This window comes from Streptomyces sp. NPDC056580 (assembly GCF_042793175.1).
Classification (GTDB): domain Bacteria; phylum Actinomycetota; class Actinomycetes; order Streptomycetales; family Streptomycetaceae; genus Streptomyces.
Genome location: NZ_JBHTVE010000006.1, coordinates 88,852 through 114,831, shown reverse-complemented (window position 1 = coordinate 114,831; position 25,980 = coordinate 88,852). Strand labels below are relative to the sequence as shown.

Annotated in this window: 23 protein-coding genes and 1 pseudogene; 6 read left to right on the top strand and 18 right to left on the bottom strand. The window is 74.2% G+C overall.

The features are described 5' to 3' along the window. The first annotated feature begins 71 nt into the window (after positions 1-71). Complete coding sequence (locus ACFQ9Z_RS14335) at positions 72-1,301, top strand: FAD-dependent oxidoreductase (RefSeq protein ID WP_383016151.1); 1,230 nt, start codon at positions 72-74, stop codon at positions 1,299-1,301. 44 nt (positions 1,302-1,345) lie between these two features. Here the strand turns inward: ACFQ9Z_RS14335 and ACFQ9Z_RS14330 are convergent, their stop codons facing one another. Then, a complete protein-coding gene (locus ACFQ9Z_RS14330) occupies positions 1,346-1,777 on the bottom strand; it encodes a hypothetical protein (RefSeq protein WP_383016148.1) in 432 nt (143 codons plus the stop codon). Between the two features lie 104 nt (positions 1,778-1,881). Here ACFQ9Z_RS14330 and ACFQ9Z_RS14325 point away from each other — a divergent pair, with 104 nt between their 5' ends. Next, positions 1,882-2,778 (top strand): FAD-binding oxidoreductase, encoded by an 897-nt coding sequence (locus ACFQ9Z_RS14325; protein ID WP_383016145.1) that lies wholly within the window; start codon positions 1,882-1,884, stop codon positions 2,776-2,778. Between the two features lie 49 nt (positions 2,779-2,827). Here the strand turns inward: ACFQ9Z_RS14325 and glpK are convergent, their stop codons facing one another. Together glpK and ACFQ9Z_RS14315 are read right to left on the bottom strand one after the other, a co-directional pair. Continuing rightward, positions 2,828-4,342, bottom strand: a complete 1,515-nt coding sequence (gene glpK / locus ACFQ9Z_RS14320) for a glycerol kinase GlpK (protein WP_383016142.1) — start codon at positions 4,340-4,342, stop codon at positions 2,828-2,830. Positions 4,343-4,387: 45 nt separating this feature from the next. Continuing rightward, positions 4,388-5,155, bottom strand: coding sequence for an IclR family transcriptional regulator (locus tag ACFQ9Z_RS14315; protein ID WP_383016139.1), 768 nt, complete (start codon positions 5,153-5,155; stop codon positions 4,388-4,390). 202 nt (positions 5,156-5,357) lie between these two features. Between ACFQ9Z_RS14315 and ACFQ9Z_RS14310 the strand changes: the two genes are divergently transcribed. Then, on the top strand, positions 5,358-5,783 hold the full coding sequence (locus ACFQ9Z_RS14310) for an ATP-binding protein (protein WP_383016136.1): 426 nt from the start codon (positions 5,358-5,360) through the stop codon (positions 5,781-5,783). 9 nt (positions 5,784-5,792) lie between these two features. On the opposite strand, the pseudogene ACFQ9Z_RS14305 reads toward ACFQ9Z_RS14310, so the two are convergent. The 4 genes and pseudogenes from ACFQ9Z_RS14305 to ACFQ9Z_RS14290 form a co-directional block, all read right to left on the bottom strand. Beyond that, a pseudogene (locus tag ACFQ9Z_RS14305) lies at positions 5,793-6,482 on the bottom strand (PP2C family protein-serine/threonine phosphatase); the annotation flags it as partial. Positions 6,483-6,656: 174 nt separating this feature from the next. After that, a complete protein-coding gene (locus ACFQ9Z_RS14300; RefSeq protein WP_383016133.1) occupies positions 6,657-7,415 on the bottom strand; it encodes an IclR family transcriptional regulator in 759 nt (252 codons plus the stop codon). 58 nt (positions 7,416-7,473) lie between these two features. Beyond that, complete coding sequence (locus ACFQ9Z_RS14295) at positions 7,474-8,298, bottom strand: transferase (protein ID WP_383016130.1); 825 nt, start codon at positions 8,296-8,298, stop codon at positions 7,474-7,476. Further along, entirely contained in the window at positions 8,295-9,560 is a 1,266-nt protein-coding gene (locus tag ACFQ9Z_RS14290) for a glycosyltransferase family 4 protein (RefSeq protein ID WP_383016127.1), read from the bottom strand. Before ACFQ9Z_RS14290 ends, ACFQ9Z_RS14295 begins: the two co-directional genes overlap by 4 nt. 270 nt (positions 9,561-9,830) lie before the next feature. Between ACFQ9Z_RS14290 and ACFQ9Z_RS14285 the strand changes: the two genes are divergently transcribed. Then, a complete protein-coding gene (locus tag ACFQ9Z_RS14285; RefSeq protein ID WP_383017141.1) occupies positions 9,831-10,994 on the top strand; it encodes a PP2C family protein-serine/threonine phosphatase in 1,164 nt (387 codons plus the stop codon). A gap of 35 nt (positions 10,995-11,029) precedes the next feature. On the opposite strand, the gene ACFQ9Z_RS14280 is transcribed toward ACFQ9Z_RS14285, so the two are convergent. Next, positions 11,030-11,833 carry a maleylpyruvate isomerase family mycothiol-dependent enzyme gene (locus ACFQ9Z_RS14280; protein ID WP_383016124.1) on the bottom strand — a complete coding sequence of 268 codons (804 nt, stop codon included), beginning with the start codon at positions 11,831-11,833 and terminating at the stop codon, positions 11,030-11,032. 89 nt (positions 11,834-11,922) lie between these two features. Next, complete coding sequence (locus tag ACFQ9Z_RS14275) at positions 11,923-12,795, bottom strand: SGNH/GDSL hydrolase family protein (RefSeq protein ID WP_383016121.1); 873 nt, start codon at positions 12,793-12,795, stop codon at positions 11,923-11,925. Positions 12,796-13,157: 362 nt separating this feature from the next. On the opposite strand from ACFQ9Z_RS14275, the gene ACFQ9Z_RS14270 reads away from it, so the two are divergent. After that, positions 13,158-13,712 (top strand): TetR/AcrR family transcriptional regulator, encoded by a 555-nt coding sequence (locus ACFQ9Z_RS14270; protein WP_383016118.1) that lies wholly within the window; start codon positions 13,158-13,160, stop codon positions 13,710-13,712. A gap of 117 nt (positions 13,713-13,829) precedes the next feature. On the opposite strand, the gene ACFQ9Z_RS14265 is transcribed toward ACFQ9Z_RS14270, so the two are convergent. The 6 genes from ACFQ9Z_RS14265 to ACFQ9Z_RS14240 form a co-directional block, all read right to left on the bottom strand. Beyond that, complete coding sequence (locus ACFQ9Z_RS14265; protein ID WP_383016115.1) at positions 13,830-14,312, bottom strand: DUF6174 domain-containing protein; 483 nt, start codon at positions 14,310-14,312, stop codon at positions 13,830-13,832. 83 nt (positions 14,313-14,395) lie between these two features. Further along, entirely contained in the window at positions 14,396-15,622 is a 1,227-nt protein-coding gene (locus ACFQ9Z_RS14260) for an MFS transporter (protein ID WP_383016112.1), read from the bottom strand. A 111-nt stretch (positions 15,623-15,733) separates the two neighbouring features. Beyond that, complete coding sequence (locus ACFQ9Z_RS14255; RefSeq protein ID WP_383016107.1) at positions 15,734-16,774, bottom strand: LacI family DNA-binding transcriptional regulator; 1,041 nt, start codon at positions 16,772-16,774, stop codon at positions 15,734-15,736. A gap of 62 nt (positions 16,775-16,836) precedes the next feature. Next, positions 16,837-19,287: a glycoside hydrolase family 3 C-terminal domain-containing protein gene (locus ACFQ9Z_RS14250; protein WP_383016103.1), complete on the bottom strand. Its 2,451-nt coding sequence runs from the start codon at positions 19,285-19,287 to the stop codon at positions 16,837-16,839. 31 nt (positions 19,288-19,318) lie between these two features. Continuing rightward, the gene (locus tag ACFQ9Z_RS14245) at positions 19,319-21,073 is read right to left on the bottom strand and encodes a discoidin domain-containing protein (protein ID WP_383016100.1); all 1,755 of its coding nucleotides are present in this window, start codon (positions 21,071-21,073) and stop codon (positions 19,319-19,321) included. Positions 21,074-21,100: 27 nt separating this feature from the next. Continuing rightward, positions 21,101-22,168 (bottom strand): DUF1996 domain-containing protein, encoded by a 1,068-nt coding sequence (locus ACFQ9Z_RS14240; RefSeq protein ID WP_383016097.1) that lies wholly within the window; start codon positions 22,166-22,168, stop codon positions 21,101-21,103. A gap of 295 nt (positions 22,169-22,463) precedes the next feature. Between ACFQ9Z_RS14240 and ACFQ9Z_RS14235 the strand changes: the two genes are divergently transcribed. After that, positions 22,464-24,263 (top strand): coagulation factor 5/8 type domain-containing protein, encoded by a 1,800-nt coding sequence (locus ACFQ9Z_RS14235; RefSeq protein ID WP_383016094.1) that lies wholly within the window; start codon positions 22,464-22,466, stop codon positions 24,261-24,263. Between the two features lie 26 nt (positions 24,264-24,289). On the opposite strand, the gene tpg is transcribed toward ACFQ9Z_RS14235, so the two are convergent. The 3 genes from tpg to ACFQ9Z_RS14220 form a co-directional block, all read right to left on the bottom strand. Then, positions 24,290-24,847 (bottom strand): telomere-protecting terminal protein Tpg, encoded by a 558-nt coding sequence (gene tpg / locus ACFQ9Z_RS14230; protein WP_383016091.1) that lies wholly within the window; start codon positions 24,845-24,847, stop codon positions 24,290-24,292. Positions 24,848-24,861: 14 nt separating this feature from the next. After that, a complete protein-coding gene (locus tag ACFQ9Z_RS14225) occupies positions 24,862-25,002 on the bottom strand; it encodes a hypothetical protein (protein WP_383016088.1) in 141 nt (46 codons plus the stop codon). A gap of 69 nt (positions 25,003-25,071) precedes the next feature. Continuing rightward, entirely contained in the window at positions 25,072-25,929 is an 858-nt protein-coding gene (locus ACFQ9Z_RS14220; RefSeq protein ID WP_383016085.1) for a class I SAM-dependent methyltransferase, read from the bottom strand. Positions 25,930-25,980 lie beyond the last annotated feature (51 nt).

Genomic DNA, 25,980 nt, shown 5'->3' with positions numbered 1-25,980 from the left:
CGGGGCCGCCTCGGAGGAGTACAGTATTCATCATGCGATGAATTATCGTTCTCCGGAGAGGCGGGGACGTGATGGAGCGGACCACGTGCTGTGTGGTGGGAGGCGGTCCCGCCGGCATGGTGCTCGCCCTGCTGCTGGCACGGACGGGCGTCGACGTGACGGTGCTGGAGAAGCACGGCGACTTCCTCCGCGACTTCCGCGGCGACACCGTGCACCCCTCGACCCTGGCGCTGCTGGACGACCTGGGGCTGGCCGAGCGCTTCGCCCGGCTGCCGCAGCGCAGGGTGCGCACCGTCCAGCTGCCGGTGGGCGACGGGGGCGCACCGGTCACGGTCGCCGACCTCTCGGTGCTGCGCGGCCGCTACGACTACGTGGCGATGGTCCCCCAGTGGGACCTGCTGGACCTGCTGGCGGCCGAGGCCCGGCGCGAGCCCTCCTTCCGCCTGCGGATGAACACCGAGGCGACCGCCCTGCTGACCGAGGGCGGCCGGGTGACCGGGGTGCGCTACCGCACCGGCGACGGCCGCACCGGGGAACTGCGCGCCGCGCTCACCGTCGCCTGCGACGGCCGTGGCTCCCTGGCGCGCGACCGGCCGGAACTGGGGCTGCGCCGCTTCGGCTGCCCGATGGACGCGTGGTGGTTCCGGCTGCCGCGCCGCGAGGGCGACCCCAGCGGGCTGGTCGGCGGCGCCGGGGACCGCCTCCTGGCCGCGATGATCGACCGCGGTCAGTACTGGCAGTGCGCGACCCTCATCCGCAAGGGCACCGACCGGCAGCGCCGGGCGGCCGGCCTCGACCGCTTCCGGGCCGACTTCGCCGCCGCCGTCCCCTGGATCGCCGACCGGACCGGGCAGCTCGGCTCATGGGACGAGGTCCGGCTGCTCGACGTACGCCTGGACCGGCTGCGCCGCTGGCACCGGCCCGGGCTGCTGTGCATCGGCGACGCCGCGCACGCCATGTCCCCGGTCTTCGGCATCGGCATCAACCTCGCCGTCGAGGACGCGGTGGCCGCCGCCCGATACCTGGCCGGGCCGTTGCGGCGCGGGAGCGTGGGGCTGCGCGACCTGCGCCGGGTGCAGCGCAGGCGCCGCCCCACCACGGTCGCCACCCAGGCGCTGCAGCGGGCGGCCCACGCCCGGCTCGTCGCGCCGGTGCTGGACGGGCGGCCGCCGCTCGGCGGCGCGAAACGCGCCCGGCGCCTCGCCGGACTGGTCACACGGTCGCGGCTCGGCCGGCTCCCGGCGTACTTCATCGGCTACGGCGCGCTGCGGGAGCGCCCGCCGGAGGCGGCGGTCAGGTGACCGCCGTCCGCGAGCCCTCCCGCCGCACCGCGGCCGGCCGGACGTCAGATCCGGCCGCCGGTGAACCGGGTGATCGGTCCCAGGGTGCGGCGGCCCGAGCGGCGGCCCGCCGCGTAGGACGCGACGCCCACCGCGGTGACGCCGGCGCTCACGCCCGCGGCGACGATCTTGCGGTGCGCGAGGACCGTCCAGGCCGTCGTGGCCACCGAGGCGACCCGGCCCGAGGCCACGACGGCCGCCCGCCGGCCCGCTTCGACGCCCTTGGCAGCCGCGCTCACCGTGCCGGCCACACCGTCGGCGGCGCGTCCGGTGGCCTTCTTCGCCGCTGACGCCCCGTCAACCGCCTTCGCCTCGGCCTGCTTCGCCGCGCCGGAGACCGGCGCGGTCGCCTTGGCGGCGGTGTGACGGGCCGCCGAGGCGGCCGTGCGCTTCTTGTCCTGCGTCTGCTGGCTGGTGCCCTTATTCGGTTCACTCATGGAATGCGGCTTGCCCCTCAAGGAGCCCGCAAACGTGGCCGGGTGCCCGTCCGGCGCGGGGGTGGGGGCGCGCGCCGGGCGGTAGCCTGCCCGTGAGGACAGTCATGGCCGATGAGGTACGCATCCGGCTCCTCGGTGGTTTCGCCGTGACGGTCGAGGACCGCCCGGTCGCCAGCGGTGGCGGCGGCAACTTCGGCATCGTCACCTCGCTGGAGTTCCGGCTGCACCCGGTCGGGCCCCAGGTGCTGGGCGGGCTGATCTTCTACCCCCTCGCGCAGGCACGGCGGGTGGTCACCGGCTGGCGCGACCTGACCGGCGGCATGCCCGACGAGCTGACGACCATGGTCGCCCTGACGACGGCGCCCCCGCTGCCGTCCCTGCCGCCGGAGGCGCACGGCACCCGCCTCGTGGTGCTGGCCGGCATGTACGCGGGCGACCCGGCCGCGGGCGAGGCGGCCGTGGGCCCGCTGCGCACCCTCGGTACGCCGATCGCCGACCTCATGGGGCCGCTGCCGTACACGGACGTGCAGTCACTGCTCGACCCGCTGTGGACGCCCGGCGCCCACAACTACTTCACCTCGGCGTTCGTCGAGCCGTCCGACGACGCGCTCGACGCGGCGCTGCGGCACCATCTGACCACGCCCACCCCTTTCAGCGAGGTGCATCTGCACCAGCTCGGCGGGGCGTTCGCCCGGGTGCCGGCCGAGGCCACGGCGTTCAGCCGGCGCGCGCCGGGCGTACTGTGCAACGTGATCGCGCGGTCGCCCGGCGCGGCCGGCTTCGACGCGCACGTCGCCTGGGCCCGCGCGGCCCGTGAGGACGTCGCGCGGCACGGTGACGGCTCCATGTACGTGAACTTCACCGGTGACGCCGCCGGGGACCGGGTGCGCGCCGCGTACCCCGGCGCGGTGCACGAGCGGCTGGTCCGGGTGAAGGACGCCCACGACCCGACGAACCTGTTCCGCCTCAACCAGAACGTCCGCCCTTCGGCAGCGGCCTGAGAACGCCGGCCGCGCGCGCGGGGTGCGCGGACCGTCGCCGCCCGCGCAGTCACGTGGAGCGGGGTGGTCTGACCCAGCCCAGGGAGCGTTCGACGGCTCGCTGCCAGTCCTCGTACTCCGCGTCGCGCAGGGCGGGGTCCATGTCGGGCAGCCACTGGGCGGCCCGGTGCCAGTTGCGGCGCAGGACCTCGAGGTCCGGCCAGTAGCCGGCGGCGAGTCCGGCGGCGTAGGCGGCGCCGAGGGAGACGGTCTCGGCGACCATGGGCCGCACCACGGGGACGCCGAGCACGTCGGCGACGATCTGCATCAGCAGGTTGTTGGCGGTCATGCCGCCGTCCACCTTCAGCTCCCGCAGCGCCACCGAGGAATCGGCGTTCATCGCGTCGACCACCTCCCGGGTCTGCCAGGCGGTGGCCTCCAGCACCGCCCGGGCCAGGTGGCCGCTGGTGATGTAGGAGGTGAGACCGACGATCACCCCGCGCGCGTCACTGCGCCAGCGGGGCGCGAACAGGCCGGAGAACGCGGGGACGATGTAGCAGCCGCCGTTGTCCTCGACCGTCCGCGCCAGGGTCTCGATCTCCGGTGCGCTGTTGATCAGCCGCAGCCGGTCGCGGAACCACTGGACCAGTGAGCCGGTGACGGCGATGGAGCCCTCCAGGGCGTACACCGGCGGCCGGTCGCCGATCCGGTAGGCGACGGTGGTGAGGAGCCCGTGCCGGGAGCGGACCGGCTCGGCGCCGGTGTTGAGCAGCAGGAAGCTGCCCGTTCCGTAGGTGCACTTGGCCTCGCCCGGGGAGAAGCAGGTCTGGCCGAACAGGGCCGCCTGCTGGTCGCCGAGCGCGGCCGTGATCCACACCCCCGGCAGCAGGGCGCTGGCCTCGGCGTAGGGCACGGCGGAGGACCGGATCTCCGGCAGCATCGCACGGGGCACGCCGAAGAACTCCAGGAGTTCCTCGTCCCAGGTGAGGGTGCGGATGTTCATCAGCATGGTGCGGCTGGCGTTGGTGGCGTCGGTGATGTGCAGTCCGCCGTCGGCGCCGCCGGTGAGGTTCCAGATCAGCCAGGTCTCCATCGTGCCGAACAGCACCTCGCCGTCCCTGGCGCGCCGCTCCAGGTCCCCGACGTGGTCGAAGAGCCAGCGCAGGCGCAGCGCGGAGAAGTAGGTGGAGGGCGGCAGACCGCACCGGTCGAGGAAGAACTCCCTGCCGGGGTCGCGTCCGAGGGCCTCGACGAGCGGTGCGGTGCGGGTGTCCTGCCAGACGATCGCCCGGTCCAGCGGGACGCCGGTGCGCCGGTCCCACAGCACGGTCGTCTCCCGCTGATTGGCCAGGCCGATGGCGGCGATCCGCCCCGCGTCGACTCCGGCGTCGGACAGCGCCTCGGGCACGATGCGCCGCAGGTTCTGCCAGATCTCGACGGCGTCGTGCTCCACCCAGCCGGGTTTCGGGAAGTGCTGCTCGTGCTCCCGCTGTGCCACGGACACCAGCCGGCCCCGGTGGTCGAACAGGATGCAGCGGGTGGAGTTGGTGCCCTGATCGATGGACATCACGTACCGGTCAACCATGATCGGGTCCACCTTCCGATGCGTCGCGCGGGGAGCGGGAAGGGCCTACCAGCGGGCCGCGCCCAGGTCTTTGGAGATCGCCCGTGCCGCCTCCCGGATCAGGGTGATCAGGTTCGGCCGGGGCCGGCCCTGGTTGTCGCAGACCCGCTCGACCGGTCCGGACAGCCCGATGGCGCCGACGACCAGGCCGCCGTGTCCCCGGATCGGCACGGAGACGCCGGCCTCGCCCATGATCATCTCCTGGATCTCGGCGGCCCACCCCTGCTCCCGCACCTCGGCCAGGGCGCGGTTGAGCCGGTCGGGGTTGACCAGGGTGTGCCGGGTGTAGGTCTCCAGTCCGGACTCCAGGGCCTGCTCGAACGGCGCCGTGCCGAAGGCCAGCAGGACCTTGCCCATCGAGGAGGCGTGCAGCGGCAGCAGCGATCCCACGTCCAGGGTCTGGAGGCTGTCGTCGGGCCGGAAGACGTGGTGCACGACGAGGACCTTGCCCTCCAGCGGGGTGCCGAGCCGCACCGCCTCCCCGCTGCGGGCGGCCAGGGCGTCGGCCCAGTTGATGGAGCGGGACCGCAGTTCGTTGACGTCGAGGTAGCTGGTGCCGAGGTGCAGCAGGGCGGCCCCGAGCTGGTACTTCCCGGTGGCCGAATCCTGCTCCACGAAGTCCACGTGCTGCAGGGTGCGCAGGATGCCGTGGGCGGTTCCCTTCGCGAGCCCGAGCGATGCGGCCACCTCGCCGAGCCCGAGTCGTCGGGGGCCGCCGGCGAGCAGGCGCAGGATCGCCGCCGCCCGTTCGATCGACTGGACCGGACCGGCCATGGACCGAGCCTATTACCGATGCGGGAGATTCGCTTCGCGTGCGCGGCAGACGTACGGTGGCCCCTCGGCAATGGCCCCGTTCGGCAATGCCGACCCCTGTTCATTGACCGGTCGGCCGGCGCTTCCTAGCGTGCCATGCAGACCCGGCACCGGCCGGGGCCGGGCGCCTGGCCCGCAGTGCTTCCCCCCCCAGGAGACCAAAATGGCGGTACAGCTCAATACGCTGGCGCGGGAGACGCGCGAACAGGTCTTCGCGCTGCCGCCCTTCGCCGGGGCCGTCTCGGCCGTGCGCCGGCGGGTGAACGCCGTCCTCGCGGACTGGGAGGTCTCCCCGTCGGTCGTCGAGGACGCGCTGCTGGTGGTGTCGGAACTGCTGACCAACGCCATCGTGCACGCGCTGCCACCGGCGGTGCTGCGGCTCTCCTGGACGCCCGGCGGCGGGCCCGGCGTGCTGCGGGTGGAGGTCACCGACGCGGGACCGGTCCGGCCCGCGGGGCAGTCGCCCGCGTGGGCCGACCCGGACGAGCACGGGCGGGGCGAGGGCATCGTGCACGCCCTGGCCACCCGGCACGGCATGGACGTCCGTCCCGGCCGCTTCACGCGCTGGGCCGACCTCGTGGCGGCCTGACCACCGCCGTCAGCGCGATCCGCCGCGGCAGCCGGCGGCCACGGGCCGGGCGCCGGACCTCTCGCTGACATCGGCGCCCTCCGCGGCCGGCGCGCGCCCGCCGTCCGCCCGCCCGCTCCCGTCGGCCTGATCGGCGCACCGCCTGCGGAGCAGCAGCAGAGCCGCGTCGTCGTGCAGTCGGCCGCCTACGTGGCTCAGCAGGTCGTCGTGGACCGCCGAGAGGGTGCGGGCCGGATCCTCGGACACGTGCCGCGCCACCCCTTCGGCCAGCGGGTAGAACTCACGCGCGTGATCGCGGGCCTCGGTGACCCCGTCGGTGTAGAGCAGCAGCTGGTCGCCGTCCGCGAAGGGCAGCAGGTGCAGTTCAGGGTGCTCGCCGGACAGCGCGCGCAGCCCGAGGGGCGGCGCGGGGCGGGCGGGCTCCACCGGCTCCACTCCCCCGGACGCGGGGATCAGCAGCGGCGGCGCGTGCCCGCAGTTGACGACCTCGAGTTGCCCGGGCCGCCGGCAGCCCACGACCACGGCGGTGACGAAGTCGTCCGGCCCGAGGTTGCGCGCCAGGCTGCGCTCGATCCTGCCGACGACGGCCAGCAGCCCGGGCTCGTCGCAGGCGGCCTCGCGGAAGACACCGAGGACCAGGGCGGCGGTGCTCACCGCGGGCAGCCCCTTGCCGCGCACGTCGCCGACGATCAGCCGGACCCTGCTGAGCAGCCGTGTCGGCCGGTGGCCGCCGCCGTGCCCCCGGCGCCGGCTCGGGTTCTGTCCGGATTCGCTCACCTGTCGCGCAGTCCTCACCTGTACGGGTTGCTTCCCAGCCCTGTTCTCGCCTTCCAGGAGAACGGGCGCGGCGGGGCGGCCACAAGGAGCGGATTTTCAGATAGTGAGCGACAGGCCGCGAGTGACGTGGTCCGCGGCCGGCATCAGCCGGGCCCCGATCTCCGGCAGCCGGGGGAGCCGCTCCGCCGGCAGGGAGACGCCGAGTGAGCCGAGGACGTCCCCGCTGTAGACGGGCACGGCGACGCACACGGTGCCCAGCGCGTACTCCTCGCGGTCGGTGACGGCCGGGGCGAGCGGGGAGGAGTCGAGCTGTCTGAGCAGTTCGGCCAGGCTGGTGACGGTCCGCGGCGTAAGGTCCGCGAGGCCGTGCCGGGAGAGGTACTCGCGGCGGGCGTCGTCGTCCAGTTCACGCAGTACGCACTTGCCCAGGGCGGTGGCGTGGCCCGCGTCCTCGAAGCCCACCCACAGCTCGGCCCGGGGCGCGCGCGGGCCGTCGACAATCTCGGCGACCCTGATCTCGCCGTCCTCGTAGAAGGTGAGGTAGGCGGCGCCCGCGAGTTCGTCGCGCAGCGCGGCCAGGGTCGGCCGGACCCGGTTGAGCAGCGCCTGTGCGCGGCCGGTGGCGTGCAGCGTCTGCAGTCTGTCGCCCAGCACGAAGCCGCCGTCGTCGAGCTTGCGCAGGTACCCGTCGTGCACCAGCGTCCTCAGCAGGTGGTAGGCGGTGGCGAGGGGCAGGCCGGTCTCCCGGGCCAGTTGCTTGGCGGGCGCGCCGTTCTGGTGCGCGCCGACCGCCTCGAGGAGCCGGAACGCGCGCTGCACGGACGTGATCAGGGTGGGGCTGTCGGGGGCGCGCATAGCACCAGCGTGCGCCGGGCGCCCGGCACGGGCAAGACTCGCCCCGGGCGCCGGGCGGTCAGCCGGCCGCGGCCACGCGGATGGACAGATCGTTGTCGAGTGTGTAATAGGCCCGCAGTGCGGTGGAGCCCGCCCGTGCGGCAGGGTGGACGAACGAGGCCTTGCGGTCCGCCACGTCGTCCAGCAACCGGGCGACCCGGACCGCGGGCGCGTCGGCGTCCGGGTGGACGAAGACGTCCCAGACGCCGCCCTCGGCCGGGGTTCCGGCGGCCAGGTCCGCATGGTCCACGGTGAAGCCGAAGCCCCGGCGGTCGCCGTCGGCCACCGGCCGGACGTCCCGCTCGGGGCCGCCGCTCCCCCGCATCCGCAGGCGGACGACGGCGCCGTCCAGGAGCGTGGCGCCGTGCAGCCGGGCGGTGACCGTCGTCGAACGGTCGCCGACGTCGATCCGGCCGGCCTCCGCGTGGGCCGGACGCAGCCAGGCCCGTACCGCGAGATACCCCTCCTTGGTCGCGTACGGGATCCGCACCGCCACCGGCGACGGCCGGTCCCTGAGGTGCCCGTCGACGAGGGCCCGCAGGTCGCGCAGGCCGGACCGCAGCCGTACCGGTGCGTCGTCGTCGGGATCGCGCAGCAGGAAGGCGTCCCAGCGTCCCTCCTCCAGGGCGGGCATCGGCTCCAGGACGGCACGCGACGGCCCGTCGGCCACGGCTTCGAGGGCGAGGACGCGCCGGGCGGTGACGGGTTCGCCGTTCCTGGGCCGCAGCCGCAGCAGGAGGTGCGGACGGGGGGCCGCCGCGGGCGGCGGCAGTTCGAGGACGATGCGGCCCTCGGCGTCCACGACGCAGTTCACGCGCGCTCCGGCGCCGCTTCCCGTGGTCACCGCTGCCCCCCGCGCAGAGTCCGCAGCATCCGCCCGGAGGCGGTGCTGGCGATGTCGCGAGCCGCGAACCCGTGGCTCACCATGCTCCGCCGCACGTCCCGCCGCGTCCCCCTGCGGCTGCGCCCCGCGGCCCGGGCCGCCACGGCCTCCGCCAGCAGGCCCTCCGCACGCGCCACCACGCTCCCGGGAGCGAAGCGCCGGGCGTTCTCGGCGGCCGCCCGTCCCATGGCCCGGCGGCGTTCGTCGTCGCGGACCAGCTCCAGCAGCGCCGAGCCCAGCCGGTCCCGGTCCCCGACCGGCACCAGCCGGCCGTCCACCCCGTCCTGGATGATCTCGGCCGGACCGTAGGGGCAGTCGGTGCTCACGACCGGCAGGCCGCAGCGCATGGCCTCCACGATGGTCATGCCGAACGGTTCGAAGGAGGACGTGGACACCCCGATGGACGCCTTCACCCACTCCGCCTCCATGGGCGCGGCGGGGCCCATCAGGAAGGCGTTGTTGCTGAGCCCGAGCCGCTCGATGCGGGCCCGCAGCGCGTCCCGCTGCTCGCCCGCCCCGTAGATGCGCAGGTGCCAGTCGGGGTGCTCGCTGGCGACCCGGGCGAACGCCTGGATGAGCAGGTCGTAGCGCTTCACCGGGACCAGCCGGCCGGCCGCCACGATCATCTTCGCGCGTCCGTCGGCGGGCGCGAGCACCGGATCGGGCACGCTGTTCGGCAGGGCCTCGACGCGGACGCCGGGCAGGTGCATCCGGCGCCGGTAGTCGCGGGCGTCCGCCTCGGTGACCGTGGTGAGGACGTCGAGACGCCGGTAGGCCCGGCGCAGCGCGGTGCGCAGCCGTGGCGGGTGGTTGTCCAGCGTGAGGTGTTCCTGGCCGACGCGCAGCACCCGCTCGGGCGCCTGCAGCGCGAGGTGCACGTTGAGTCCCGGCCGGGTGCCGATGACCACGTCGGCGTCGGTGGCCGCCAGGCACTCGGCGATCCGCTCGTCCGTCAGGCGGCTGTACTGGCGGTAGCGGTACTCGGCGGCGGGGAACACCTTCGCGGGTGTCCGGTGCGACGCGTGGTCCTTCTCCTGCCGCAGATCGACCAGCGGCCGCAGCCTCACCCGGGGGTCGGGGGTGAGCTGGGGGCGCTTGCGGTGCCGCAACACGGAGACGATCTCCACGTCGTGCCGCTCGGCCAGTGCCTGGGCCAGGTTGAACGTCGTGGTGATCGTCCCCCCGATCCCGTAGGCGTTGTGGAGCAGGAAAGAGATCTTCATGCCGGTGCAGACGTCGGCGACTCCCCGGCAGTTGTGCGCTGTTACCAGTTCGTGTCTCCGGGAGCGGGGCGGCGCGCCCGATGGCCGAGGGGGTGGAACATGCCGCTGTGTGGAGCAATCACCGGTGCGCCGCGGCCCGGCACACCAGGCTGGGCCGTCGGGATCGTGTGACGGGAGTGGCGAGTGCGCGGGGTGAAGCACGGACGTGCCGGTCACAGGCCGGGGGACGGCACCGTCTCGCGGATCGGGCCACCGGTGGCCCCGGCGTGGATGCGCTGGCTGCCGGTCATGTTCGTCGCGGCCGTGCTGCTGCTCGAGCCCTTCACCCCCGTGCAGTGGCCGGTGAGTTTCGTGCTGATCGCCCTGCCGTTGGCGACCGCGTTCGCCCACCGGCCCGCCGGCGTGGTCGCCGCCGCCGCGTTCGCCGTGTTCCTGGAGGCGGTGCTGGCCGGCACCCCGTGCTGCGCGGGCCGGGACGTGGGCTACCTGTGGGAGCGGCACTACGTGGCCGCGTACGTGTGCACCGCTCTGGTCGGCGCCCTCGGCACGATCCTGGCCGCGCACCGCGTCCGCCGTGAGCGCACCCTGGCGGACGTGCGCTTCGTGGCCGACATCGCGCAGCGGGTGCTGCTCCGGCCGGTGCCGCACCGGATCGGCGACCTGTGCCTGGAGAGCCTGTACCTCTCCGCGGCGGCGGAGGCGCGCATCGGCGGCGACCTGTACGAGGCCGTGCCCACCCGGTTCGGTGTCCGGCTGATCGTCGGCGACGTCCGCGGCAAGGGGCTGCTGGCCGTGGAGACCGCGGCCGCCCTGCTCGGCGCGTTCCGCGAGGCGGCGCACGACGAGCCCGATCTGCCCGCCCTGGCGGCCCGGGTGGAGACGAGCATGAGCCGCAGGGCGACGCAGCTCGGCGGCGGCGAGGCCGGCGAGCGGTTCGTCACGGCCGTGTTCGCCGAGGTGCCGCAGGGGGGCCGGGTCGTCCGCGTCGTCAACTGCGGCCACCCTCCGCCGCTGCTCATCCTTCCCGGTGAGGTGCGCGAGCTGGACCGGGGGCGGTCGGCGCCGCCGCTGAACCTCGGCGTGCTGGTCGGGGACGCGTACCACGTCGACGCCTACCGGTTCCGGCCCGGTGACCAGCTCCTGCTGTACACGGACGGCGTCACGGAGACGCGGAACGCGGACGGCTCCTTCTACCCGCTGACCGAGCGCCTGAGCCAGTGGGGCCCGCTGCCGCCCCGGGAGCTGCTGGACCGGCTCCATCACGACCTGCTGGCCTACAGCGACAACCGGCTGCAGGACGACACCGCGGCGCTGGCCGCGTGTCTGCTCGCCGGCGAGCCGCCCGCGGGCGGACCCGGGGCGGGCGAGCCGGGGGCGGGCGAGCCGGGGGCGGAGGAGCCGGGGGCGGAGGAGCCGGGGGCGGGCGAGCCGTAGGGAGCGGCGGCGGCCGGGCGGGGCCGGTGGTGCGGTCAGAACGCCGTGTGGGCGAACCAGTGGTCGAGGAGAGCGGTCTCGCCCGTGACGGCGAAGGCGGGATCCTTGCGGGACGTGCGGCCGTACAGCAGGAGCAGCAGATCCGCCGCCCGCCCCTGTACGGCCGCCGTGCACGGGCCGGGCCGCGCGGCGCCGCCGTCCGCGGGCGGCAGCGGACACAAGCCGTCCGGGCCGAGCCGCACCCGCCATTCCTCGCCGGAGTCCGCGCACCGGAACGCGACGGTCTCGCCGTCGCCGCGCAACTCCCGCACGCCGGGGGCGAAGAGGCCCGCGTGGGGCAGGTTGACGAGGAACTCGTCGACCCCGTCCGCCGCCGGCACGCGGCCGATGTCCGGCTCCCGGCCGACGGCGCGCTCCGCGTCCACCCGGTGCACGAGTGTCTCGAACAGCATCCGGCGGGCCCAGAACCGGGCGTGCGGGTCCGCGCCCCAGGTCCACATCGGCGCCTCGGGGTCGGTGTCGCGCAGCACGGCCGCCACCGCGGGCACCCCGGCCGCCACCCAGCCGGGATACGCGGCCGGGCTGTCCGGCAGCCCAAGCTCCACGTCCCGGGAGCGTGGCGGCTCCTGGACCAGCCGGGTCAGCAACGCGCAGAACCAGCGCTGCAGCCCGCCCACGTGCCGGGCGAGGTCGGCCAGGGTCCAGCCGGGGCACGAGGGCACCGCGCTCGTGGGGTCGGCGCCGTCGACCGCCTCGGCGAAGCGCAGCGTCTCGCGCGCGATCTCCTCGACGTAGGTGTCGTACGGCAGCGGGTGCCCCGCCCTGCTCGTGATCTCCATCGGCCGCGCCCGTCGTCGTTGCGGAATCCGTCGCGTCCAGTGTGGACGCTGGAGTCCGCTCGAAGGCAAGCCGGGCGGACGGCCGCCGGTCAGCCGAGTCCGAGCACGCTCATGGTGCGCTCGGCCATGCGCTGTTCGCCCAGGGCGTTGGGGTGCACCGGGACGATGTTCTGCCCGAACAGCAGGGGTTCGATCCACCGGGTGCCGGCGGCCTGGCAGGCGTCGTGGCCCGTGGACGCCTGCGCGAAGTCCACGTACACGGCCCCCGTCTCCTCGGCGGCGCGCCGTACGACGGCGTTGAGGTGGGCCTGTATGGCGTGCAGGTAGGGCACGTCCCCCGAGGCGAGCGGCAGTCTGTCGAAGCAGGACGGATCGGCGGTGGCGGGCGTGATCCAGGGGTAGCCGAGCACCGCCACCCGGGCCCCCGGCGCCTTGGCACGGACGCTGCCCAGGGCCTGCTTCAGGGCGGGGTAGGTGTTCGCGTCGATCGCGTCGTCGAAGGAGGTCCCGTACTTGTCCTTGCAGGGGCTGCCCTGTCCGCCGCTGAGGACGCCGGCGGTGCCGCAGGACACGATGGCGTTGATGAAGGTGCCGTTGTCGTTGCCGCCGATCGTCAGGGTCACCAGGTCGGTGTCGGTGGTGACCGCGTTCGCCTGCGGCGCGACCCAGGGGTACTGGGAGGCGGTGAAGTCCTTGGTCTGGGCGGCGCCGCAGGTGACGTCGGTGAGGCGGGCGCCCGTGCGGGACGCGAGGACGTGCGGGTAGTTGGCGGTGGAGCGCAGGCAGAGCGGGCTGGAGAGGTCGACCGGGAGGACGCCCGAGGCGGCGCTGTAACTGTCGCCGAGGGCCGCGTACTTCAGCGGCGTGGCGGCCTGGGCGGTGGTACCGGTGAGGCCGAGCGCCAGAGCACCGGCGGCGGCTGTTGTCGCGGTCATGACACGGCGCAGTGCGGACATGGGCATCTGCTCCCTCTTCTCGGTGGGGGCGCGTGGGGCGCGAGGGGAGCGCGCGGGCACAGCGGTGCCCCGCGGGCTTGGTTCACGAGAACGGTGCGGCTCGAGCAGGGCGAAGCGCCGGCCGGCGGAGCGCGGGCTCGAACGCGCACGTCGACGGCCGTGCAGAACCGGTCACAGGATTACCTGATGGTTCTACTGATAGGTAATGTGCGGGCGCCGCAGCGGCGAGTCAACTATGTTGACGGAACTTCTTGAAACACTCACGTATCCCGATCATCCAGCCGGTCAGCGGCCGTTTCACGCCCTGTCGGCGCAGCGGTCGCCGAGAGCCCGGGAAGCCGGACGGGGCGCCGCCTAAGCTGTGCCGCATGCTGCAGACCGGTTCCGGTTCCACCACCCGTGACGCCATCCACGAGGCAGCCGCCCGGCTGTTCCGGGACCAGGGGTTCGCCAGGACCACCGTCCGCCGGATCGCCGCGGCCGCCGGGACCGACCCGGCGCTGGTGATCCGTCACTTCAAGAGCAAGGAACTGCTGTTCCTGGAGACGATGCACCTGGCCATCGACAACGAGCCGCTGTTCGACGTGCCGCTGGAGCAGCTCGGCGAACGGCTCGCCGAACTCCTCCTCGACCTGGACGGCACCGCCCGCGGCATCTTCCTGGCCCTGGTGCACGGCAGCGGTGAGCCGCAGATCCTCGACCGGCTGCGCGAGACCCACGAGAAGACGCTCATCGCACCCCTGCGCGACCGGCTGCGCGGACCCGACGCCGACCTGCGCGCCCGGCTGGCGGCGGCGATGTCGGGCGGCCTGCTCTACGGCCTGTGGGTGGCCCGGGACGAGGGCCTGCTGCGCACCGACCGCAAGGAACTCATCAGGCGCTACGGCGCGCTCCTGCAGGAGGTCCTGACCCCGCGCGAATGAACCGCCCCCCGTACACGCTGCCCCACACGTACACCGCAGGCATAAGCCCGCACGCATAAGCCCGCACCCGTACGCCCGCACGTCTGCGCCCGCACGTCTGCGCCCGGCGAGCGGTGCTCAGTTGCCCGCGGGCCCTGCCGCACCGGGCGTGTAGTCGCTTATCTCGTATTGGACCTCGTCGTCGACGGCGTCGGCCGACCAGTCCACGGTGATGCGGCGCGGGTACCCGGCGGAGGCGTACTGTGCGTCGGCCCGGTCCGCGCCCTCGCGCCGCGCCCGCTCCAGTTCCCGCAGCAGCGTGCCGATCGTGGGCACGAGCGTGGGCGAGCGCCGGACGGCGGCGCGGCTCTCCGCGTCCAGACCGGCCGCGCGCACCACCTTCCCCGCCCGCACACTCACGCGGAACGAGCCGGTCAGCGCCCGTTCCCCACCGGTCGAGCGCAGCGTGTAGGTGTAGGCGGACGGCTCCCGCCAGGCGTTGGTCAGCGCCGGATGGGTGGACACGGTGTGCCCCTGGCAGGCGGCGACCGCGCAGACCAGGCCCGCGATCGACGCGAGGCGCGGCAGCGGGTAGCGGGATGTGGGGCGTACGGATGTCATGGGACACCTCTCACTTCGTCGGCTGTCCCTCCTTCGACGCCGGTGGGGGGCCGGACGTTCGCCCGAGGTCCGCAACGTCCTCGTCACCGGTCGGAGGCCCGGGAGAGGATGCGGCTCACCCGGGCGCCCGCGGCCGCGACGAGCAGGACCGCGCACCCGGCGAACACCAGCCCGGCGTCGCGCAGTCCCAGCGCCGACGTCAGCGCGCCCACCCCGACGACCGGCAGGGAGATGCCCACGTAGGCGACGACGAAGAACGCCGAGATGGTGGCGCCCTGGTGGGCCTCCGGCGCCGCCGAGCTGACCTCGCTCAGGCCCGCCCGGAACGCCATGCCCTGGCCGGCGCCGCCGGTCAGCGCGCCGGCGAGCAGCAACGGGAAGGAGGTCAGCAGCAGGGACAGCGCGATCAGGACGAGTCCGGCGACGAGCACCGCGCAGCCCCAGGGCAGGGCGCGGCGGGCGCCGATCCGGCCCATGAGCAGCTGTCCGCCGGTGGAGGCGCAGAACACGCAGAAGACGACGGCGCCGGCGACGGCCAGGTTGCGCTCCCCCAGCGTCTGGCTGAGAAAGGCCGGGGCGACCGCGGTGAACAGCCCGAGCATGGAGAAGCCCGCGAACGCGGCGAGGGCGCACGGCGCGAACACTCCGCGCACCTCCGGCGGCACGGTCATCCCCTGCGGCCGCAGCGACCCTCTCGGGTGGGTGCGGTGCACGGTCTCCGGAAGCACGCAGACGACAGCGGCCGCCGCCGCGAGCAGCACCAGGTGGACCGCGAACGGCAGCTTCAGCGGCTGCGGCGCGTACTCGGCCAGGATGCCGGACAGCAGGGGCCCGAGCCCCAGCCCGCCCATGTTGGCGGCGGTCGCCGCGAACCCGGCCCGGGCCTGCCGTCCCTTCGGCGCCAGTTCGAGGACGGCCGCGGTGCCCGTGCCGCTCAGCAGACCGGCCGAGAAGCCCGACAGCACCCGGCCCGCGTACAGCAGCGGCAGCCCGTCCTCGGTGAGGAAGCACACCGCGCTGAGCGCCGCCAGGCCCAGCGCCGCCAGCAGCACCGGCCGCCGCCCCAGCACGTCGGAGAAGCCGCCGGCGATCAGCAGGGCGGCGATGACGCCCACCGCGTAGGCGGCGAACACCACCGTCACGACGAGTTCGGAGAAGCCGAGCTGCTGCCGGTACAGCCCGTACAGCGGTGTGGGCAGGGTGGTGCCGAGCATTCCGACGGCGAAGACGGCCGCCGCGGCCAGGTAACCCGGCCGCCGCCGGCCCGTCCGCCGGTCCTGCCCGCGGCCTTCTGTGGCGTCACTGATCACACTCAACCTTAGGCGCCCGGCGCCCGGCGGCCGCGTACCGGGGACCGTCCGTCGGGCACGAGGCGCTTTTCCGGCCACCGGGACCGGCCGGGCGCGCAGGTCCTGCGGGCCCTAGGCGGAGTCCCGGACCACCAGTTCGGGGTCGAAGACGACCGAGGTGGGGGTGGTGCGGGTGCCGTGGATGTGCTCGTCGAGCAGCCGGGCCATGTCGGCCGCCATGTCCTCCACCGGCTGGCGGACGGTGGTGAGCGCGGGCCGGCAGGTGGCGGCGACGGTGGAGTCGTCGAAGCCGACCACCGCGACGTCCCCGGGCACCCGGCGGCCGTGCTCGCGCAGCACCTGGCAGGCGCCCTGGGCCATCAGGTCGTTCGCCGCGAACACTCCGTCCAGGTCGGGGTGTTCGGCCAGCAGGTCGGTCATCGCGGCGACTCCGCTGTCCAGCGTGAAGCCGCCCTCGGCCACGGGCACGTAGGGGTGGCCGTGGCGGGCCAGGGTGTCGCGGAAGCCGGCCAGCCGCTCCTGGCTGGCCGCGACCGCCAGCGGGCCGCAGATCGTGGCCAGTCTGCGCCGGCCGCGGGAGAGCAGGTGCTCCGCGGCGAGCCGGCCGCCGTCCCGGTGGGCCAGGTCGACATAGCTGAGCGGGACCGGGCGCGAGGGGCGGGCGAAGAGCACCGCGGGCAGCCGGGCCTCGGCCAGCAGGGCGGGCAGCGGGTCGTCGGCGTGGCTGGAGACGACCAGGGCGCCGTCGGCCCGGCCCTGCCGCAGATAGGTCAGCACCTCCTGGCGGGCCTCGGCGGACTCGGCGAACATCAGCACCGGGTGCACCGAGCGGGGCCGCAGCCTGCCCACGATCCCGGCGACCACCCGCCCGAAGAAGGGGTCGGCGAACACCCGGGCGGCGAAGGCCGCCTGGGCCTCGCCGGAGGTCTCCCCGGCGCCGGACACGACCAGGGCGACGGTCTCCGCCCGCCGGGTGACGAGGGAGCGGGCGGCCCGGTTGGGCGCGTACCCGGTCCGTTCGATGGCGCGGCGGACCGTCTCCTGGATCGCCGGGTCCACGTTGCGCACGCCGTTGACGACCCGGGAGACGGTCGCCCGGGAGACGCCGGCCTCCCGGGCGACGTCCTCGAGCGTCGGGGCCTGTCTGCTCATCCCCGCACCCTAACGGGCCGGCGGCCCGCGCGGATAGAGCGCTCTCCGCCGCCGCCCGGCACTCAGGCCCGGCCGGCCACGGCCACCTCCAGGCTCAGCGGCAGGTCGCCGGCCGAGCGTCCCGCGAGCACCAGGCAGGGCCCGGGTTCCGTCCGCCAGCCTCCCGCGGCGGCGTCCCAGTGGCACAGGGCGCGCGCCGGGACGCGCACCTGGGCGGCCACGGTCTCCCCGGGCCGGGCCCGCACCGCCGCCCAGCCGGCGAGCCACCGCTGCGGGTGGTCGACCTCGGTCGGGCGGGGGCGGGCGAGGTAGATCTGCACGACCTCCCGCCCGGCTCGTGTGCCGGTGTTGCGCAGCCGCACCCGTACCGTGAGGTCGTCCCCCGCCACCGTCCGGACCGGGCCGGACAGATCCTCGTACGCCCAGGTGGTGTAGCCCAGTCCGTGCCCGAACCAGTACGCGGGTGTGCGCCCGGCGCGGAGCCAGCCGCGGTGGCCGACGTGCACGCCCTCGTCGTAGCGGAGCCGGCCCGAGTGCGGCCCGGTGCGGGCGACGGGGGCGTCGGCGAGCACGGCGGGCCAGGTGGTGGGCAGCCGCCCGCCGGGCTCGGTCCGGCCCAGCAGCACGTCGGCCAGGCCGCCGCCGCCCTCCTGGCCGGGGAACCAGGCGAGCAGCAGGGCGCCGACCTCGTCCCGCCAGGGCAGTTCCACCGGTCCGCCGCTGTTGACCACTGCGACGGTGCGCGGGTTGGCCCGGGCGACCGCGCGGACCAGGGCGTCCTGTTCGGGGCCGAGCGAGAGGTGTGTGCGGTCGCGTCCCTCGGACTCGTGCTGCTCTCCGGTGCCGACCACCACCACCGCCGCGTCCGCCTCGCGCGCCGCCCGGGTCGCGGCCGCGAGGGCCGCGGCTGCGCCGGGCGCGGGGGGCTCGGCGCCGACGACGGTGGCCCGGCCGGTGCCGGGGGCGAGTTCCCGGCGGGCGACCAGCAGCGGAGTGGTGCCGGCGGTCAGCCCGGCCGTGACCACCTGGGTGGGCGGGCTCACGTGGACGACGGCCGGGTCGTCGGTCGCCGGGGCGAACACGCCGTCCAGCAGCGGCAGTCCGTCCAGGCGCAGGCCGAGACGCCCGAATCCGGCGATGCCGATGCGCCAGGTCCCGGAGGTGCGGGGGTGCAGTCGCGCGCTGATCTCCACGGTGTGCGCACCGGGCGGCAGCGGGGGTTCCAACTGCCGTCCGCCGCGCCGGTGTTCCGCGTACAGCTCGGCGCCTGCGGAGTCCAGGACGCGGAGCAGCACACCGGGGGCGGCGGTGCGCGGATCGCTGCACAGGGTCATGTCCAGGGGCGGTGGCGGGCCGTCCGGAGCCGGACCGGGTACGTGGACGACCCGGGCCCGGCCGCGCAGGCCGGCCCGCACACCGTCCAGCAGCGAGACCTCGTCCTGCGGGAAGACGCCGGCGCTGCCGCCACCCTGGGTGCGGGTGCGGGCGGCGGGAGCGCCGATGACGGCGACCGTGCCGAGGCGTCCGGGATCGAGCGGCAGGACGCCCCGGTTGGTCAGCAGTACGGCTCCGGCCGCGACCGCCCGGCGGGCCAGGACCCGCGCCTGCCGGGACCGCAGCAACGGCCGGGCCTGGCGGTCCGGGCGGTCCGGGCCGCCGAGGACGCCGCACCACGCGGCCAGCCGCAGCAGCCGGCGCACCTTTCCGGTCACGTCCCGCTCCTCGACCTCCCCCGCCTCCACGGCCCGCGCCAGCGACTCGCCCCACTCCCCCGCCGGGCCGGGCATCTGGAGGTCGAGTCCGGCGCGTGCGGTGTCCCGGGTGCCGCGTACGGCGCCCCAGTCGGAGACGACGACGCCGTCGAACCCCCACTCGTCCTTCAGCGGCGTGGTCAGCAGTTCGTGGGCGGTCATGGTGGTGCCGTTCACCCGGTTGTACCCGGCCATGACCAGCCGGACGCCGGCCGCCACCGCCGCCTCGAACGGCGCGAGGTGCACCTCGCGCAGCGTCCGCTCGCCGATCGAGGCGTCGGCGGTCAGCCGGTCCGTCTCGGCGTCGTTCGCCACGTAGTGCTTGGCCGTGGCGGCGACGCCGTGCGCCTGGATGCCCCGGACGAGGGCGGCCCCGGTCCGTGCGGTCAGCAGCGGGTCCTCCGAGAAGCACTCGAAGTGCCGCCCGGCCAGGGGGCTGCGGTGCAGATTGAGGTTCGGCGCGAGGACCACGTGCACGCCCTTGCGCCGGGCCTCGGAGGCGAGGAGGCCGCCGAGTTCCTCGACCAGTGGTTCGTCCCAGGTGGCGGCGAGCGCGGTGGCCGAGGGCAGCAGGACGGAGGTGTCGCGTTCGTCCCACCCCTCCCCGCGCACGCCCGCCGGGCCGTCCGACATCACCAACTGGCCCAGTGCGACCGATGGTTCGGCCACCGTGCGCCAGGTGGTGGCGCCGGTCAGCAGGCGGACCGCGGCCCGCAGGGTCAGCTTGCCGAGCAGCCGGTCGAGTTCGTCCTCGTCGGCCATCCTCACCCCTTCGTGTCGCCGACCGTCGCGGTCAGCCGTAGACGCCGAACTCGTACAGCGAGTAGCCCCAGCCGGTGCCGCGCGCCGTGCCGTCGACGCGGACGTAGCGGCCGGTTCCGGTGACGTCGAGGTCGTCGACGCCGCCGTTGCCGTCCGCCACGGTGCGCACGGTGCGCCAGTTCTGCCCGTCGTCCGAGGTCCGCACGGTGTACGCCTTGGCGTACGAGGCCTCCCAGAGCAACTGGACGTGCCGGAAGGCGGTGCGGGCGCCGAGGTCGACCTGGATCCACTGCGGATCGCTCCAGTCGCTGGCCCAGCGGGTCTTCTGGTCACCGTCGCCCGCGTTGCCGGCCGGGCACGGGCAGTCCCCGTAACCCGCCTGGTAGGAGGAGGCGGTGGCGGGCTTGCCGAGGGCGAGGTTCGTGCCGTCCGGGGTGGGCGGCACGACCCGTACGGACCGGGTCTCGACTCCGACGTTGCCGTGGCCGTCGGTCACCTTGACGTACATCTTCCAGACGCCGGGCCGGTCGGGCGCGGTGACCCTGAGGCGGCCGCCGCCGAGGTCGGTGAAGGGCAGCGGGGTGAGTTCCTTGCTCTTGTCGATGTACATGCTGTTGTCCAGCACCTCGTAGGAGAGCGGGTCCCCGTCCGGGTCGGCGGCCCGCACGGCGAGGGTCAGGTCCCGGCCCGCCGGCACCCGGCCGGCGTCGCCCTCGACGGTGAACCCGGAGACCACCGGCGGGGTGTTGTCGTGGGAGGTGTCGCCGCCGTACGCCTTCTTCACCGCGTAGTACGACAGCCGCCTCTGGCCGGCGGGCAGCAGGTTGAACCAGATGCCGCCGAAGTCGTACTCGGTGCCGTAGTGGAACATGGTGGCGCCGAGGGCGACTCCCCGGTGTCCCGTGACGCAGTCCCAGGCCCGGGTGTACCCGTCGGCCTTGGCCCGGTCGCCGGGCTCCAGGGGCACGCCGTTCGCGTCGTCCGGCACCTCCCACTCACCGGCCGGACCGGTCTCGGTGACGATGTACGGCTTGGTGTAACCGCCCTGCTCCCACGCGGACTTCACGTCGCAGACGGCGTTGTAGGAGTTGACGGCGTACAGGTCGAGGTCGGGCGCGTTCCTCTTGAAGTACGGCCAGGCGCCGACCCAGGCGTCGGTGGAGGTGACCGGGTGAGCCGGGTCGACGGCGTGGATCCGCTTCGCCACGTCGTTCACGAAGGCCGTGTAGGCGTCGCGCTGGCGTTCCAGTTCGGTTCCGCTGTAGCAGTTCTGCAGTCCGAGCACCGACTCGTTGCCGACGTCCCACATGAGGACGCCGGGGTTGTCCTTGTAGGTCTGCACCCACTTGGGGAACTCGTCGAGCATCTGGTTCTTGTACGCGGTGTCGGTGAGGTAGTTCACGCAGCCGCCGCTGCCCGGTCCGCCGCCAGGCTGCAGCCAGAACCCGGCGATGACCTTGATGCCGTGCGCGGCGGCCGAGTCGAACAGCGGCTTGCTGCCGGCATCGGTCCCCCAGGTGCGGATGGTGTTGACGCCCATGGACTTCAGGTCGGGCAGGTACCGGTCGGCGTCGGCGATGGACGGCCCCCAGGTCAGGCCCTTGATCTGGTACGGCTTTCCGTCCACGGTCAGCTGCCAGGCGCCCTGGCCGCCGGTCACCTTCACGACGCTGCCGGCCGCGTGGGCCTGCGCGGCCGGCAGGGCGGTGAGGGCGCCGGCGGCCAGCAGGCCGGCGGTGAGGGGCGCGGCGAGTCGGCGCGCGCGGGTGCGGGGTGGTGGGGTCATGGTGGTGGGGTCTTCCGGTGTGGGGGGTCAGGGAAGGCGGTAGTCGGCGCCTAGGGCCGCGCCCGCTTCCGGGTGCGTCTCGTCGTAGCCGCGGGCGTCGCACTGGAGTCCGCCGACGACGCAGTGGTCGACCAGCGCCTTGAGCGTGCGGTCGTCCCAGGCGTTGAAGAAGTCGTAGTGGAAGCTGTGGCCCGGCCCGCTGGCCAGCCGCACCTTCGACATGTCTCCGTTGACCGGGAACGCCATCTTGAACTCGATCATCGGCAGCGCCACCGGGTGGTCGGCGGGGCAGACGTTGTCGTTCGTGCCGGGCTTCACCACCGGGTAGGCCATGTGGCTCTTGTGGTCGGGGGTGTCCAGGTACCGGCCGTCCCAGCAACTGGGCGCCTGGAAACGGATGTTGAGCTGGACGTCGGGCCGGGCGGGGCAGTTCGCCGGGAACTCGGTGTTGAAGAAGCTGTCGCCGCACTCCCAGCCCTCGACGAAGCCCGGGTGGTGGCGGAACTCGTCGGCGCTCTGCATGGGGCTGCCGACGACGAACCTCAGCCCCTTGGGGAAGGGCCGGACGCTGGTGTAGTCGGTGACGCCGGCCTTGTAGTAGATGACCTGCGGGCCGACCGGCAGGACGGGCTTGTCCCCGTTGTAGAGGGTGGGCATCCAGTACCCGGAGAGGTCACCGGGGGCCTTGCAGGTGGTGCCGCCCGCGCTCAGGGTCGCGGTCGTGCTGCCGGCGTTCGTGGTGGTGTTGCCCATGAACGTGTGGTCGTGGGACTTGCCGGGCTGCTGCGGATAGACGATCGGGTCGTCGGGCCGGGTGTGGCTGACCGCGCAGTTCGCCTGGAACTCGTGGAAGTAGCGGTGCGGTGGGTTCTGCGTCGACGGGGTGACGCCGGTGACCGGCGGGTCGGCGGGGATGTAGCCGTCGCCGTCGGGGTCCTCGGGTGAGGACGCGGTGGACAGCGCCATGGTGTGGCCGGTGTGGACGACGGTCGCGGACGGCGTGGACGACGCCGCGACGCCGCTGAGTCCGAGCGGGGTCAGCAGCAGGGCGGAGGTGACGAGCGCGCCCGAGAGGATCTTCGATCTCCGTGACATGCGGGCTCCTCGGAGGGAGGTGGGGGCTGAGGCCGTGCGGAGCGGGAGAGCGCTCTCCCACCGCTGGAGTGTTGGGGCGGCGGGGGAAGGTGTCAAGGGAACCGGCCAAAGGATCAGCAGCGGGCTTTCGCTCACTTCTCGAAGGCGCGGGTGAGCATGTGACGGTCACTCAGAGGGCTTGTGGGGAAATCCCGTCACAACTCTTGACGCACCGTTCACGCCAATGAAGCATCCAACGTCGAGAGAGCGCTCCCAAGCCCCACTTCGTTCACTTCCTGAACCAGGAGAGCCGCGCATGCCCCCCGCCACCCCCGACATCCCCTCCTCCCCCTCCTCCCCGGTCGGCCGCCGGGCCGTGCTCGGCGCCGCGGCGGCGGCCGTGCCCGTGCTGGCCGGCGCCGCCGCCCCGGCCGGCGCCGCCGCCCGCGGGCGCCGGTCCCCGCGCGCCCTTCCCGGTGGCGGCGACCTCGGTCCGAACGTGCTCGTCTTCGACCCGGCGACGCCCGGCATCCAGGCCAAGCTGGACGAGGTCTTCGCGAAGCAGGAGTCCGCCCAGTTCGGCGACGGCCGCTACGCGCTGCTGTTCAAGCCCGGCACCTACCACGGCCTGAACGCCCAGATCGGCTTCTACACCTCCGTCGCGGGCCTCGGCCTCTCCCCCGACGACACGACCATCAACGGCGACGTGACAGTCGACGCCGGCTGGTTCGACGGCAACGCGACGCAGAACTTCTGGCGTTCGGCGGAGAACCTCGCCCTCGTCCCCGCGAACGGCACCAACCGGTGGGCGGTCGCCCAGGCGGCGCCGTTCCGCCGGATGCACGTACGGGGCGGGCTGAACCTGGCGCCGTCCGGCTACGGCTGGGCGAGCGGCGGCTACATCGCCGACAGCCGGATCGACGGCCAGGTCGGGCCCTACTCGCAGCAGCAGTGGTACACCCGGGACAGCGTCGTCGGCAGCTGGCTCAACGGCGTGTGGAACATGGTGTTCTCGGGTGTCCAGGGCGCCCCGGCACAGGGCTTCCCCAACCCGGTGTACACCACGCTGGACACCACCCCGGTCTCCCGCGAGAAGCCGTTCCTGTACGTCGGCGACGGCGAGTTCCGGGTCTTCGTGCCGGAGAAGCGCACCAACGCCCGCGGGGTGACCTGGGGCAACGGCACACCGAGGGGCACCTCCCTGCCGCTGTCCCGGTTCTACGTGGCCAAGCCGGGCGTCAGCGCGGCCACCCTCAACCAGGCGCTCGCGCAGGGCCTGCACCTGCTGCTCACGCCGGGCGTCTACCACGTGGACCGGCCGATCCAGGTCGACCGCCCCAACACCGTGGTACTGGGCCTGGGTTACGCCACCCTGGTGCCCGACAACGGGGCCACGGCGGTGAAGGTCGCCGACGTCGACGGCGTGCGGCTCGCCGGCTTCCTCGTCGACGCGGGACCGGTCAACTCCCGCACCCTGCTGGAGATAGGCCCGGCGGGCGCCGCCAAGGACCACTCGGCCAATCCGACCACGGTGCAGGACGTCTTCGTGCGCATCGGCGGCGCGGGCGCCGGCAAGGCGACCACCAGCATGGTGATCAACAGCAGGCACACCATCGTCGACCACACCTGGGTGTGGCGCGCGGACCACGGCACCGGCGTCGGCTGGGAGACCAACCGGGCCGACTACGGGGTGGTGGTCAACGGCGACGACGTGCTCTGCACCGGCCTGTTCGTGGAGCACTTCAACAAGTACGACGTGCAGTGGAACGGCCAGCGGGGCCGCACGATCTTCTTCCAGAACGAGAAGGCGTACGACGCCCCGAACCAGGCCGCCGTACAGAACGGCGCCGTCAAGGGATACGCGGCCTACAAGGTCGGCGACGACGTCACCGCGCACGAGGGCTGGGGCCTGGGCAGCTACTGCTACTACAACGTCGACCCGGGCATCGTCCAGCACCACGGCTTCTCCGCGCCGAACCGTCCTGGCGTCAAGTTCCACGACCTGCTGGTGGTCTCGCTCGGCGGCAACGGGCAGTACGAGCACGTGATCAACGAGACGGGGGCCCCGACCTCGGGCACGTCGACGACGCCGTCCACGGTGGTGTCGTACCCGTAGGACCGCGGCGCGCGGGGGCCGTGGCGCTACAGGTCGAACTCCACGTGTTCGAGGTCGGTGAACTCCACCTCAAGGCCGTGGGCGCGGCGGCCGCTGTCGCGGAAGTAGACCTCGCCCAGGGCCTCGGCGGCGATCTGCCGCAGCCGGTCCTCGCCGGCCCCCGCGTCCCGCGCCTCGAAGAGCCGGGCCGCGTGGTGCGGGGGCAGGGCGAGGGTGAGGTGGCGCAGCCGGGCGTCGTCCGTCGAGCCGGGCGCGGCCGTGTAGCCGAACCGCGCGCGGGTGTCGATGACGATGCCGGTGCTGGTGGTCGCGGCCCGCTTCGCCCTGGCCCGGACCTGCGGCTGCCAGCGCCTGGCGACCTCGCGTTCCAGGCGCTGCGCCAGGTCCGGCCGCGGCCGCCTGATCTGGTCCTTGACATAGCGTTCCACGGTGCGCCGGGTGACGCCGAGCAGTTGGGCGACCCGCGCGGTGCTGCCCCTGTGCTGCCTGACCAGGTAGCGCATCCTCGCCCCCGCGGACCTGGGGAGGGGGCGGGTGAACGCCCCCCGCACCGCCTTGTCGAGCCCTTCGCCGACCGTGTCCATCGGTCCCCCCGCCCCTACTGTCCGTCGTCGTGGGCGGTGACCATGGTGCCGGCGCAGGCGCCGCGGAGCCGCTCGCACCGGGCGTCCGGATACCTGCCCTTGTGCCGGCGCACCCAGGCCTCCGGCGGGGCGACGGCGTCGAGCAGCTCGGTCATGCGGCACCTCCTGCCCCGAACCCTAGCGTCAACCGCACGTTCGGCGTACCTATCGCGTCCATGGCGCGTTCAACGGGACGGCGCGGCCGGTCCGGGCGTACGCCACACGAACACCTCGTTGCCCGGTACGCGCGCCGAGAAGCGGCCCTCCGGCGAGCGGGACCGCAACAGCTCGCGCAGGTCGGCCTCGAAGGCCCCGAGGTGTTCGCCGAAGAGCCCGGGAGCGGAGGACGACATCGACAAGACCCAGGCGACGACGTCGTCCACGTCCCGTTCCAGCGCCTGCCCGCCGGGCACCACGTGCCGCTCGGGCCCGAGGAACCCGGCGCGGGCCAGCACCGCCGCCTCGCCGCTGGGCGTCCCGCGCGGCAGCACCCCGCGCCCGGCACGGCGTACCGGGCCCAGGTACTCCTTGACCAGTTCGACGACGGCCGGGTGGGGCACCGCCGGGTACGGCAGGCCCTCGACGCCGCGCCGCTCGCCCTTCAGGTCCGACACGTGCACCAGCGCCCCGCCGGGCTCCAGCATCCGGTGCACGGTGGCGGCCACCAGGTCGCGGTCCATCCAGTGGAAGGACTGGGCGAAGACGGCGACGCCGAACGTCCCGAGCCCCGCAGGGAGGTCCTCCGCCCGCAGCCGCACCCACCGTGCCCGGCCGGCCGCCTCCCCGCAGGCGGCCCGGCGTGCGGCCTCGGCGATCATCCCGGGGTCGGGATCGACCCCGACCACCTCGGCGAACAGGTGCGACAGGGGCAGCGTCAGGGTGCCGGGTCCGCAGCCCACGTCCAGGAGCCGTCCGGTCCCGTCCGGGGCGAGCAGCTCGGCCAGCCGCGGCACCAGGGCAGGGGCGTAGGGCGGCCGGCCCCGCCCGTAGTGGACCGCGGTTCCCGCGAACAGGGTCTCGTCCCAGGTCCAGCCCTCGGCCACGGCGGCCTCCTCTCCCCCGCCGGCTCCGTCCGGAGCCGATCATGTCAGGGC

Bases quoted from the DNA above. Each gene is read 5' to 3' on its own strand.
- ACFQ9Z_RS14335 (WP_383016151.1), top strand. From the start codon at position 72: ATGGAGCGGACCACGTGCTGTGTGGTGGGAGGCGGTCCCGCCGGCATG.
- ACFQ9Z_RS14330 (WP_383016148.1), bottom strand. From the start codon at position 1,777: ATGAGTGAACCGAATAAGGGCACCAGCCAGCAGACGCAGGACAAGAAG.
- ACFQ9Z_RS14325 (WP_383016145.1), top strand. From the start codon at position 1,882: ATGGCCGATGAGGTACGCATCCGGCTCCTCGGTGGTTTCGCCGTGACG.
- glpK (WP_383016142.1), bottom strand. From the start codon at position 4,342: ATGGTTGACCGGTACGTGATGTCCATCGATCAGGGCACCAACTCCACC.
- ACFQ9Z_RS14315 (WP_383016139.1), bottom strand. From the start codon at position 5,155: ATGGCCGGTCCGGTCCAGTCGATCGAACGGGCGGCGGCGATCCTGCGC.
- ACFQ9Z_RS14310 (WP_383016136.1), top strand. From the start codon at position 5,358: ATGGCGGTACAGCTCAATACGCTGGCGCGGGAGACGCGCGAACAGGTC.
- ACFQ9Z_RS14300 (WP_383016133.1), bottom strand. From the start codon at position 7,415: ATGCGCGCCCCCGACAGCCCCACCCTGATCACGTCCGTGCAGCGCGCG.
- ACFQ9Z_RS14290 (WP_383016127.1), bottom strand. From the start codon at position 9,560: ATGAAGATCTCTTTCCTGCTCCACAACGCCTACGGGATCGGGGGGACG.
- ACFQ9Z_RS14285 (WP_383017141.1), top strand. From the start codon at position 9,831: ATGCGCTGGCTGCCGGTCATGTTCGTCGCGGCCGTGCTGCTGCTCGAG.
- ACFQ9Z_RS14280 (WP_383016124.1), bottom strand. From the start codon at position 11,833: ATGGAGATCACGAGCAGGGCGGGGCACCCGCTGCCGTACGACACCTAC.
- ACFQ9Z_RS14275 (WP_383016121.1), bottom strand. From the start codon at position 12,795: ATGCCCATGTCCGCACTGCGCCGTGTCATGACCGCGACAACAGCCGCC.
- ACFQ9Z_RS14270 (WP_383016118.1), top strand. From the start codon at position 13,158: ATGCTGCAGACCGGTTCCGGTTCCACCACCCGTGACGCCATCCACGAG.
- ACFQ9Z_RS14265 (WP_383016115.1), bottom strand. From the start codon at position 14,312: ATGACATCCGTACGCCCCACATCCCGCTACCCGCTGCCGCGCCTCGCG.
- ACFQ9Z_RS14255 (WP_383016107.1), bottom strand. From the start codon at position 16,774: ATGAGCAGACAGGCCCCGACGCTCGAGGACGTCGCCCGGGAGGCCGGC.
- ACFQ9Z_RS14250 (WP_383016103.1), bottom strand. From the start codon at position 19,287: ATGGCCGACGAGGACGAACTCGACCGGCTGCTCGGCAAGCTGACCCTG.
- ACFQ9Z_RS14245 (WP_383016100.1), bottom strand. From the start codon at position 21,073: ATGACCCCACCACCCCGCACCCGCGCGCGCCGACTCGCCGCGCCCCTC.
- ACFQ9Z_RS14240 (WP_383016097.1), bottom strand. From the start codon at position 22,168: ATGTCACGGAGATCGAAGATCCTCTCGGGCGCGCTCGTCACCTCCGCC.
- ACFQ9Z_RS14235 (WP_383016094.1), top strand. From the start codon at position 22,464: ATGCCCCCCGCCACCCCCGACATCCCCTCCTCCCCCTCCTCCCCGGTC.
- tpg (WP_383016091.1), bottom strand. From the start codon at position 24,847: ATGGACACGGTCGGCGAAGGGCTCGACAAGGCGGTGCGGGGGGCGTTC.
- ACFQ9Z_RS14225 (WP_383016088.1), bottom strand. From the start codon at position 25,002: ATGACCGAGCTGCTCGACGCCGTCGCCCCGCCGGAGGCCTGGGTGCGC.